Source organism: Streptomyces capoamus, from assembly GCF_014654935.1.
GTDB classification, from domain to species: Bacteria; Actinomycetota; Actinomycetes; order Streptomycetales; family Streptomycetaceae; genus Streptomyces; species Streptomyces capoamus.
The window spans coordinates 150,810-160,246 of record NZ_BNBF01000007.1 but is presented as its reverse complement, the minus strand read 5'-3'; the positions used below and the strand labels follow the sequence as shown (position 1 = coordinate 160,246).

Here is a 9,437-nt window from a genome sequence, read left to right as displayed (position 1 = left end):
CCGTGGCCGCCGGAGCAGCTGGAGGCGATCACACGGGCCGCCGCGGCGCTGTGCCGGCACCACGGGTGGACGGAACGATCGGTCATCGGCCACCTGGAGTGGCAGCCGGGCAAGGTGGATCCCCGGGGCTTCACGATGGCCTGGCTGCGGGAACGGGTAAGGGAACGCCTCAAGGACTAGCACCGCGGGGGCGGGTGCGGAGGTGCGGGAGCGCGGACCAGGGGCCGAGGGCGGGAGCGGGAGCGCCGGTCCGGGCCCGGGGACATGGGCGGGAGCACCCTGACAGAGGCCTGCGGTCATGGGCGACAGCGCCTGACACGGGCCCGGGGTCACGGGCGGGAGCGGGAACTCGGGCCAAGGGGCGAGGGCGGGAGCGGGAGCGCCGGTCCGGGCCTGCAGACATGGGCGGGAGCGCCCTGACTGCGGCCTGGGGTCATGGGCGACAGCGCCTGGCACGGGCCTGGGGCCATGGGCGGGAGCGGGAACTCGGGCCAAGGGGCGGGAGCGGGAGCGAGAGCGCCGGTCCGGACCTGCGGACATGGGCGGGAGCACCCTGACTGCGGCCTGGGGGCATGGGCGGGAGCGGGAACTCGGGTCAAGGCGCCCGGGGTCACGGGCGGGAGCGCCTGACACAGGCCTGGGGGCATGGGCGCGAGCGCGGCTCGGGGGCGTGGCCGCGGCGGGAGCGCGGGGCGGGCGGCGGGACCGCGGTCGAGGGGCGGGGGACAATGAAGCCGTGACCAGCCCGGACCCGCTCGACTCCCGTCTGCCCTCCCCCGTGGAGGAGGTGCGGGACGCCCGGTTCGAGCGCCGTGGGCTCCGGCTGCTGCTCAAGCGCGACGATCTCATCCACCCCGACCTCATCGGCAACAAGTGGCGCAAGCTCGTGCCGAACCTCGCGGCGGCCTCCGGACGCCCGCTGGTCACCTTCGGCGGGGCCTACTCCAACCACCTGCGGGCCACCGCCGCCGCGGGCCGCCTGCTGGGCGTGCCGACCACGGGCGTGGTCCGCGGCCAGGAGCTGGCCGGCCGCCCGCTGAACCCGTCCCTGGCCCGGTGCGCGGCCGACGGCATGCGCCTGCACTTCGTCGACCGGTCGACGTACCGCCGCAAGACCGAGCCGGAGACGCTGGCCCGCGTGCTGCGCGCGGCCGGTGCCGAGGACGCCCATGTCGTGCCCGAGGGTGGCAGCAACGCCGAGGCGGTCCGCGGCTGCCGTGCCCTCGGCGCGGAACTGCGCGGCCACGCCGATGTCGTCGCGGTCGCCTGCGGCACCGGCGGCACCCTGGCGGGCCTCGCCGCCGGGCTGGCGGCCGGCCAGCGCGCGCTCGGCGTACCGGTGCTCAAGGGCGGCTTCCTGGCCGCCGACGTACAGGCCCTGCAGGAACGTGCCTTCGGCGCCCGCAGCGGCACCTGGTCCCTCGACGAGCGCTTCCACTGCGGGGGTTACGCCCGCATCCCCCCGGAACTGGAGGAGTTCGCACAGGACTTCGAGCAGCTCCACGCGGTGCCCGTCGAGCGTCTCTATGTCGCCAAATTGCTGTACGGGCTCGCCGCCCTCGCACAGGAGGGCGCCTTCGCGCGCGGGACGACGGTCGCCGCCGTCGTCACGGGACGGCCCTTCCCGGAGCCGGGGACGGCCGTCCCGGAACGCTAGCCGGCCTCCCGGTAGGCCGCCGCCTCCTCCAGGTCCAGGCGCCGCAGCAGCGCGCGCAGCATCTCGTCGTCGATGTAGCGCAGGTCGCGCAGCCTGACGAAGACCTCGCGCTCGGCGCTGATCATCTCGCGGGACAGCCGGCGGTAGGTGTCGTCCACGGACTCCCCGGTCACCGGGTTGACCTGGCCGAGCCGCTCCCAGACGGCGTCGCGGCGGCGCTCCATGACATTGCGCAGCCGGTCGGCCAGCGGCGGCGGCAGGGCGTTGCGCTCGTCGGAGAGGAGCTCGTCGAGCCGGGTCTCGGCGGCCCGCGAGGCCTGGGCCTGGGCGTTGGCCTCGGCGAGCGTCTCGGCCTGCCGGTCGCGGCCGGGGAACCGCAGCAACCGGATCAGGGGCGGCAGCGTCACGCCCTGGACGACGAGGGTGCCGATGACGGTGGTGAAGGTCAGGAAGAGGACCAGGTTGCGGGGGCCGTCGGCCATGGACGACGGGATGGAGAAGGCGATGGCCAGGGAGACGACCCCGCGCATCCCGGCCCACGAGGTGACCATCGCGCCCCGCCAGGTGGGGTTCTGCTCGCGCTCCCGGATGCGGGCCGACAGCAGCCGGGGCAGGAAGGTGGCGGGGTACACCCAGACGAACCGGGCCACCACCACGACCAGGAAGACGGCGGCCGCGTACCAGACGGCGGAGCCGCCCTCGTACCGGCCGAGCCGCTCGAGGACGATCGGCAGCTGCAGGCCGATCAGGGCGAACACCGCGGACTCCAGTACGAAGGCGACCATCTTCCACACCGCCTCCTCCTGGAGCCGGGTGGCGAAGTCGACCTCCCACGCGCGGTGGCCGAGGTAGAGGGCGACGACCACCACGGCGAGCACCCCGGAGGCGTGCGCCTGCTCGGCGACCCCGTAGGCGACGAACGGGATCAGCAGCGAGAGCGTGTTCTGCAGCAGGGGCTCGGTCAGGTGCGTGCGCAGCCAGTGCAGGGGCGCCATGAGGACGAGGCCGATGCCGACACCGCCGACCGCGGCGAGCGCGAACTCGCCGATGCCGCCCGCCCAGGTGGCCCCCTCGCCGACGGCGGCGCCGAGCGCCACCTTGTAGGCGGTGATCGCGGTGGCGTCGTTCAGCAGGGACTCGCCCTGGAGGATGGTGGTGATCCGGGAGGGCAGGCCGACCCGGCGCGCGACCGCCGTGGCGGCCACCGCGTCCGGCGGGGCCACCACCGCGCCCAGCACCAGGGCCGCCGGCAGCGACAGCCCGGGGACGAGCAGATAGGCGGCCCAGCCGACGACGACGGTCGCGAAGAGCACGTAGCCCACGGACAGCAGCGCCACCGGCCGCAGCTGCGCCCGCAGGTCGAGGTAGGAGCTGTCGACGGCGGAGGTGTACAGCAGCGGGGGCAGCAGCAGCGGCAGCACGACGTGCGGATCGAGGGTGTACGACGGCACCCCGGGGATGTAGGAGACCGCCAGCCCGACCGCGACCAGCAGCAGCGGCGCCGGCGCGGGGGTGCGCCGGGCCGCCGCGGCCACCACGGCGCTGCCCGCCACCAGCAACAGCAGGGGCATCACGTCCATGGTCCTCGCCCACCCTCGTGTTCCGCGCGGCCACCCGCACGCCCGTCGTAATCTGGCAATCATGAAACAGTGCACGCACGCCGACGCGCTGCCGCACCCGGAACCGGAGCCCCTCGACGAGACCTGTCCGGAGTGCCTGCGCGACGGGACGCACCCGGTGCAGCTGCGGCTCTGCCTGACCTGCGGCCACGTCGGCTGCTGCGACTCGTCGCCGGGGCGGCACGCGACGGAGCACCACGCGAGGACCGGCCACCCGGTGATGCGGACCTTCGAGCCCGGCGAGGACTGGCGGTGGTGCTTCGTCGACCACGTGCTCGTCTGAGTGTTGCCGTCCGACCGTTCCCGTCCGACCGTGTTCTCGTGTGACACTGCATGCGGCGGCTGCCGCACGACGGTTCGAGCGTCTGACGTCTGGGTACGTCAACCCGGCGCGCGCTCTTCCCTTTTGGGCCCGCCCACCCTCTAGACACGGAGCGTATCCACAGCTTTACTGTGAGTGACGCCAGGGGGTTGGGGTCCCGGGACAGGAACGTTCGGAGCGCGATAGCGTCACCGCTTGAACCATGTACGCGTTACCCCGGGGGGCGACCCTCGGCCCCGTAAAGCTTGTACCACCATGGAGGTGAGGGTGTCCCAGATCGCAGGCGAGCCCGCGGCGAACCAGGACTTCGTGGAAGTCCGGCTGCCGGCTGCGGGTGCCTACCTGTCGGTGCTGCGGACGGCCACGGCCGGTCTCGCGGCCCGCTTGGACTTCACCCTGGACGAGATCGAGGACCTGCGCATCGCGGTGGACGAGGCCTGCGCCATCCTGCTCCAGCAGGCCGTGCCCGGCTCCGTGCTCAGCTGCGTCTTCCGGCTCGTCGACGACTCACTGGAAGTCACGGTGTCGGCGCCGACCACGGACGGCCACGCCCCCTCGCGGGACACCTTCGCCTGGACCGTGCTGTCGGCTCTGGCGGGCAAGGTCTCGTCCGCCGTGGACGAGGACAAGACGGTGTCGATCAGCCTCTACAAACAGCGTGGCGCCGGCCCCGGGCCGGCGTGAGGAACGGGGACGGGCCGGTGCGGGACGAAGAGCGCGGCACGCGAGAGCTGCCGACCGGGGACGGGGGTGCCTCCTGGTCGAGCGGCGCCGAGACCTCCGGGGCGGGTCCCCAGGGCGGTTCCCGGCGCATGGCGGACGGCATCGACGGCATCCCCGAGCAGGCCAGACCGCACCCGGAGGACGACTCCGCGCGGGTCGACGGTGACGGTGCCCCGGAGGGCACGCCGCCGGAGGCGCGCGACGGCGCCGGTCCCGCCGTCCGCGCGGGGGCCACGGCTCGGGGAAGGGCTACGGGCGGGACGATGAGCGAGCACGAGCGATACGCCGAGGACGAGGCGCCGGGTGCGGAGGCCGTGCAGGCCGTGCAGCACGGCCCGCAGGACCGCAGCGGGGCGCGGGCGCTGTTCGTGGAGCTGCGCAAGCTGGACGCGGGCAGCGCGGAGTACGCGGAGCTGCGCAACCGGCTGGTCCGTATGCACCTGCCGCTCGTGGAGCACCTGGCGCGCCGGTTCCGCAACCGCGGCGAGCCGCTGGACGACCTCACCCAGGTCGCCACGATCGGTCTGATCAAGTCCGTCGACCGGTTCGACCCCGAGCGCGGCGTGGAGTTCTCCACGTACGCCACCCCGACCGTGGTCGGCGAGATCAAGCGCCACTTCCGCGACAAGGGCTGGGCGGTCCGCGTGCCGCGCCGGCTGCAGGAGCTGCGGCTTTCGCTGACCACCGCCACGGCCGAGCTGTCCCAGCTGCACGGCCGCTCCCCGACGGTCCACGAGCTGGCCGAGAAGCTCGCCATCTCGGAGGAGGAGGTCCTGGAGGGCCTGGAGTCCGCGAACGCGTACTCCACGCTGTCCCTGGACGTTGCCGACACGGACGACGAGTCGCCGGCGGTCGCCGACACCCTGGGCGCCGAGGACGAGGCGCTGGAGGGCGTGGAGTACCGCGAGTCCCTCAAGCCGCTGCTGGAGGACCTGCCGCCGCGCGAGAAGCGGATCCTGCTGCTGCGCTTCTTCGGGAACATGACCCAGTCGCAGATCGCGCAGGAGGTCGGCATCTCGCAGATGCACGTCTCCCGGCTGCTCGCCCGCACGCTGGCCCAGCTGCGGGAGAAGCTGCTCGTGGAGGAATGAGCCCTACTGAGCCCTACTGAGCCCTACTCGGACCGGCCGGGCCCCTTGATCCCGAGGGCCCGGGTCGTCTCGCCGTTGACTAGGAGCACCAGCGCCGCGACGGCGACCACCGCCAGGGCGATGCCGGCCGGGATGGCCATGCTGTCGGCCCGGAGCAGGTTGTAGGCCACCGGAAGGGCCATGACCTGGGTGATCACCGCGGGGCCCCGGCTCCAGCCGCGGCGCAGCAGCAGGCCGCGCGCGGCGAGCAGCGGCAGCAGCGCGAGCACGGCCAGGGTGATCCCGAGGGTCACGGCCTGCTGCCGGTCGTCCGGGGCGCCGGTGAGCCCGAGGACGAGCACCCACAGGCCGCCGGCCAGCAGGGCGGTTCCCTCCAGCGCGGCCAGCGCCGCCGCGTACGTCAGCCGGCGCGGGCGCGGTGCCGCGGGCGCGGCGGCTTCGGCGGTGTCCGGGGCGGGGTTCTGCTGACTGCTCACCCCAGCAGGGTAGCTCTCCCCCGGGGGCCCACCGCCGGGGCCCGCGCTCCTGGGTGTCCAGGCTCACGCCCTGGTCTCTTACCGGATCCCTACCTCGGTCTGGGCCCTGTACCCCCCAGTAGGTACGCTGCCTTGCATGCGTGCACTCCTCGTGGTCAACCCGGCGGCAACCACCACAAGCGCACGCAGACGTGACGTGCTGATCCACGCGCTGGCGAGCGAGATGAAGCTGGAGGCGGTCACCACCGAGTACCGGGGCCACGCCCGGGACCTCGGCCGGCAGGCGGCGGAGAGCGACGACATCGACATGGTGGTGGCCCTCGGCGGCGACGGCACGGTCAACGAGGTGGTCAACGGCCTGCTGCACGCCGGCCCCGCCCCGGACCGCCTCCCCGGCCTCGCCGTCGTGCCCGGCGGCTCCACGAACGTCTTCGCCCGCGCCCTGGGGCTGCCCAACGATCCCGTCGAGGCCACCGGCGCCCTGCTGGACGCGCTCAGGGAGGGCAGCGAACGGGTCGTCGGCCTCGGGCTGACCTCGGGCACCCCGGGCACGGAGGACGAGGCGGTGCCGGCCCGCTGGTTCACCTTCAACGCCGGGCTCGGGTTCGACGCGGGCGTGGTGGGCCGGGTCGAGCAGCAGCGCGAGCGCGGGAAGAAGTCGACGCACGCGCTCTACGTCCGCCAGGTGGTCCGGCAGTTCCTCGGCGAGCAGCACCGCCGGCACGGCACGATCACGCTCGAACGGCCCGGCGCGGATCCGGTCGAGGACCTTGTGGTCGCCATAGTCTCGAACACGTCGCCGTGGACCTATCTCGGCAATCGCCCCATGTATACGTCGCCTAAGGCCTCGTTCGACACCGGGATCGACGTGCTCGGTCTCAGCCGTCTGTCGACCGCCGCGGTTGCCCGGTATGGCACCCAGTTGCTCACTTCGTCCCCCGAGCGGGGACCGCAGGGCAAGCATGCCCTCGCCCTGCACGATCTGGACCAGTTCACCTTGCATTCGAAGGCACCCCTGCCCCTGCAGATGGACGGTGACCACCTGGGGCTGCGTACTAGCGTGACGTTCACAGGCGTACGCCGTGCACTGCGTGTGATTGTGTGAGCGGAACGGGCCAAAGTCCTTTCACTCGAACGTTTAGGCCAGGATCCACCCCATGGAAGTACGGCTGTGACCTAGTCGACACCGAGGAATCAAAAAAAACTTTCCGGAAGGGGTTGTATCCGCCGCTGAGGTTTGCGAGTCTCTACGTGGCGATCGGGACGGCCCGCAACACCAGCCTCCACTGATCACCGGAACCCCTCTACAAAACACAGGACCACGCCGGGTGAAGACTCGGCGGTCGGCCCTTCACTTGTTGAGGGATTCGTGAAAGCGTTCACATTCACAAGCAACTTGCACGTAATACCAAGGAGAGGTAGCAGCCATGGACTGGCGTCACAACGCCGTTTGCCGCGAGGAAGACCCCGAGCTCTTCTTCCCCATCGGCAACACCGGTCCTGCGCTGCTGCAGATCGAGGAAGCCAAGGCCGTCTGCCGTCGCTGCCCGGTGATCGAGCAGTGTCTGCAGTGGGCGCTCGAGTCCGGTCAGGACTCCGGCGTCTGGGGTGGTCTCAGCGAGGACGAGCGCCGCGCCATGAAGCGCCGCGCCGCTCGCAACCGGGCTCGTCAGGCCTCCGCCTGACATACCCACCCCTGCTGACAGCCTGAGCTTGGCGGCGCGCACAGCACGTACGCATCTCCCGCCCCCGAGCCGCAGCGCGCAGTACATCAACGAGCATCAGCCTCGGACCAACGGCGGTCCGGGGCTTTTTGCTGTGCCCTCTCCCCCGTGATGCCCGCTGCCCCGTGATGCCCGCTCCCCCGTGAAGCCGCCGGCTCACTTCTGGGCGCGCACCGGAATGTCGAGGATCACCCGGGTCCCCCGCTCGGGCGCCGGCACCATGTCGAACGTGCCGCCCAACTCGCCCTCCACCAGCGTCCGCACGATCTGCAGGCCGAGGTTGCCCGAGCGGTGCGGGTCGAAGCCCTCGGGCAGGCCGACGCCGTCGTCCTGGACGGTGACCAGCAGCCGGGCCTCCTTGGTGGTGCCGCCCCGGACGGCCGAGACCTCGACCGTGCCGGTGTCGCCCTCGCGGAAGCCGTGCTCCAGGGCGTTCTGCAGGATCTCGGTGAGAACCATGGACAACGGGGTGGCGACCTCGGCGTCGAGTATGCCGAACCGTCCGCTGCGCCGGCCGGTCACCTTGCCCGGCGAGATCTCGGCGACCATCGCGAGCACGCGGTCGGCGATGTCGTCGAACTCCACCCGCTCGTCGAGGTTCTGGGAGAGCGTCTCGTGGACGATGGCGATGGAGCCGACCCGGCGGACCGCCTCCTCCAGCGCCTCCCGGCCGCGCTCGGAGTCGATGCGCCGGGCCTGGAGCCTGAGCAGCGCGGCGACCGTCTGGAGGTTGTTCTTCACCCGGTGGTGGATCTCCCGGATGGTGGCGTCCTTGGTGATCAACTCACGTTCGCGGCGCCGCAGTTCGGTGACGTCCCGGAGCAGCACCAGCGAACCGATGCGGGTGCCCTTGGGCTTGAGCGGGATGGCCCGGAACTGGATGACGCCGTCACCGGACTCGATCTCGAACTCGCGCGGGGCCCAGCCGCTGGCCACCTTGGCGAGCGCCTCGTCCACCGGGCCACGGGTCGGGGCGAGTTCGGCGGTGGTCTGCCCGAGGTGGTGGCCGACCAGGTCGGCGGCGAGGCCGAGGCGGTGGTAGGCGGACAGGGCGTTCGGGGAGGCGTACTGGACGATGCCGTCCGCGTCCAGCCGGATCAGGCCGTCACCGACGCGCGGGGAGGCGTCCATGTCGACCTGCTGGTCGGGGAACGGGAAGGAACCGGCCGCGATCATCTGCGCCAGGTCGGAGGCGCTCTGGAGGTAGGTCAGCTCCAGGCGGCTCGGGGTGCGCACGGTGAGCAGGTTGGTGTTCCGGGCGATCACGCCGAGGACGCGGCCCTCACGCCGTACGGGGATGGACTCGACCCGTACGGGGACCTCCTCGCGCCACTCCGGGTCGCCCTCGCGCACGATCCGGCCCTCGTCCAGCGCCGCGTCCAGCATGGGCCGCCGGCCGCGCGGGACGAGGTGGCCGACCATGTCGTCCTGGTAGGAGGTCGGGCCGGTGTTGGGCCGCATCTGGGCGACCGAGACGTACCGGGTGCCGTCCCGGGTCGGGACCCAGAGCACCAGGTCGGCGAAGGAGAGGTCGGAGAGCAGCTGCCACTCCGAGACCAGCAGGTGCAGCCACTCGAGGTCGGAGTCGTCGAGGGCGGTGTGCTGGCGTACGAGTTCGTTCATGGAGGGCACGTGTGCGAGCGTACCCGGGGCCTCACGGGTGGCTGAAAAAACACCCGCGGGCCGCGGCGCCTGGAAGGGACCCTCAACCCTCCCGGCACCGCAGCCCGGAGCATCATCGGCCGTGGGGTGTGCGGTCCCGGTCGGCCGAAGGTCGAGGAGCCGGGGCAGTCAGGGCAGAGAGCTCCGGTTCCTCGATCCGCCT

The 9,437-nt window shown here is 72.3% G+C and carries 10 protein-coding genes; 7 read left to right on the top strand and 3 right to left on the bottom strand.

The features are described 5' to 3' along the window. Both IE312_RS39925 and IE312_RS13750 read left to right on the top strand, forming a co-directional pair. Window positions 1-180 (top strand): peptidoglycan recognition protein family protein (locus IE312_RS39925; protein ID WP_229899690.1); only part of this gene is annotated, 180 nt, incomplete at its 5' end. Between the two features lie 556 nt (window positions 181-736). Further along, entirely contained in the window at window positions 737-1,657 is a 921-nt protein-coding gene (locus IE312_RS13750) for a 1-aminocyclopropane-1-carboxylate deaminase/D-cysteine desulfhydrase (protein WP_189981545.1), read from the top strand. Here IE312_RS13750 and IE312_RS13745 read toward each other — a convergent pair. After that, window positions 1,654-3,237, bottom strand: coding sequence for a Na+/H+ antiporter (locus IE312_RS13745; RefSeq protein WP_189981543.1), 1,584 nt, complete (start codon window positions 3,235-3,237; stop codon window positions 1,654-1,656). The genes IE312_RS13750 and IE312_RS13745 overlap by 4 nt on opposite strands. Window positions 3,238-3,298: 61 nt before the next feature. Between IE312_RS13745 and IE312_RS13740 the strand changes: the two genes are divergently transcribed. The 3 genes from IE312_RS13740 (at window position 3,299) to IE312_RS13730 (ending at window position 5,412) form a co-directional block, all read left to right on the top strand. Next, entirely contained in the window at window positions 3,299-3,559 is a 261-nt protein-coding gene (locus tag IE312_RS13740) for a UBP-type zinc finger domain-containing protein (protein WP_189981541.1), read from the top strand. 306 nt (window positions 3,560-3,865) lie between these two features. After that, window positions 3,866-4,282, top strand: coding sequence for an ATP-binding protein (locus tag IE312_RS13735; RefSeq protein ID WP_009190566.1), 417 nt, complete (start codon window positions 3,866-3,868; stop codon window positions 4,280-4,282). Between the two features lie 17 nt (window positions 4,283-4,299). Next, window positions 4,300-5,412, top strand: a complete 1,113-nt coding sequence (locus IE312_RS13730) for an RNA polymerase sigma factor SigF (protein ID WP_229899688.1) — start codon at window positions 4,300-4,302, stop codon at window positions 5,410-5,412. Window positions 5,413-5,435: 23 nt separating this feature from the next. Here IE312_RS13730 and IE312_RS13725 read toward each other — a convergent pair whose 3' ends face one another. Beyond that, entirely contained in the window at window positions 5,436-5,888 is a 453-nt protein-coding gene (locus IE312_RS13725) for a hypothetical protein (RefSeq protein ID WP_189981537.1), read from the bottom strand. A gap of 136 nt (window positions 5,889-6,024) precedes the next feature. On the opposite strand from IE312_RS13725, the gene IE312_RS13720 reads away from it, so the two are divergent. Together IE312_RS13720 and IE312_RS13715 are read left to right on the top strand one after the other, a co-directional pair. After that, window positions 6,025-6,993 carry a diacylglycerol/lipid kinase family protein gene (locus tag IE312_RS13720; protein WP_189981535.1) on the top strand — a complete coding sequence of 323 codons (969 nt, stop codon included), beginning with the start codon at window positions 6,025-6,027 and terminating at the stop codon, window positions 6,991-6,993. A 322-nt stretch (window positions 6,994-7,315) separates the two neighbouring features. Further along, window positions 7,316-7,573 (top strand): WhiB family transcriptional regulator, encoded by a 258-nt coding sequence (locus tag IE312_RS13715; RefSeq protein ID WP_003992873.1) that lies wholly within the window; start codon window positions 7,316-7,318, stop codon window positions 7,571-7,573. Between the two features lie 195 nt (window positions 7,574-7,768). On the opposite strand, the gene IE312_RS13710 is transcribed toward IE312_RS13715, so the two are convergent. Further along, window positions 7,769-9,235, bottom strand: coding sequence for a sensor histidine kinase (locus IE312_RS13710; protein ID WP_189981824.1), 1,467 nt, complete (start codon window positions 9,233-9,235; stop codon window positions 7,769-7,771). Window positions 9,236-9,437 lie beyond the last annotated feature (202 nt).

Excerpts from the sequence above, each read along its gene's own strand:
- IE312_RS13745 (WP_189981543.1), bottom strand. The coding sequence starts at position 3,237 with ATGGACGTGATGCCCCTGCTGTTGCTGGTGGCGGGCAGCGCCGTGGTG.
- IE312_RS13740 (WP_189981541.1), top strand. The coding sequence starts at position 3,299 with ATGAAACAGTGCACGCACGCCGACGCGCTGCCGCACCCGGAACCGGAG.
- IE312_RS13720 (WP_189981535.1), top strand. The coding sequence starts at position 6,025 with ATGCGTGCACTCCTCGTGGTCAACCCGGCGGCAACCACCACAAGCGCA.
- IE312_RS13715 (WP_003992873.1), top strand. The coding sequence starts at position 7,316 with ATGGACTGGCGTCACAACGCCGTTTGCCGCGAGGAAGACCCCGAGCTC.
- IE312_RS13710 (WP_189981824.1), bottom strand. The coding sequence starts at position 9,235 with ATGAACGAACTCGTACGCCAGCACACCGCCCTCGACGACTCCGACCTC.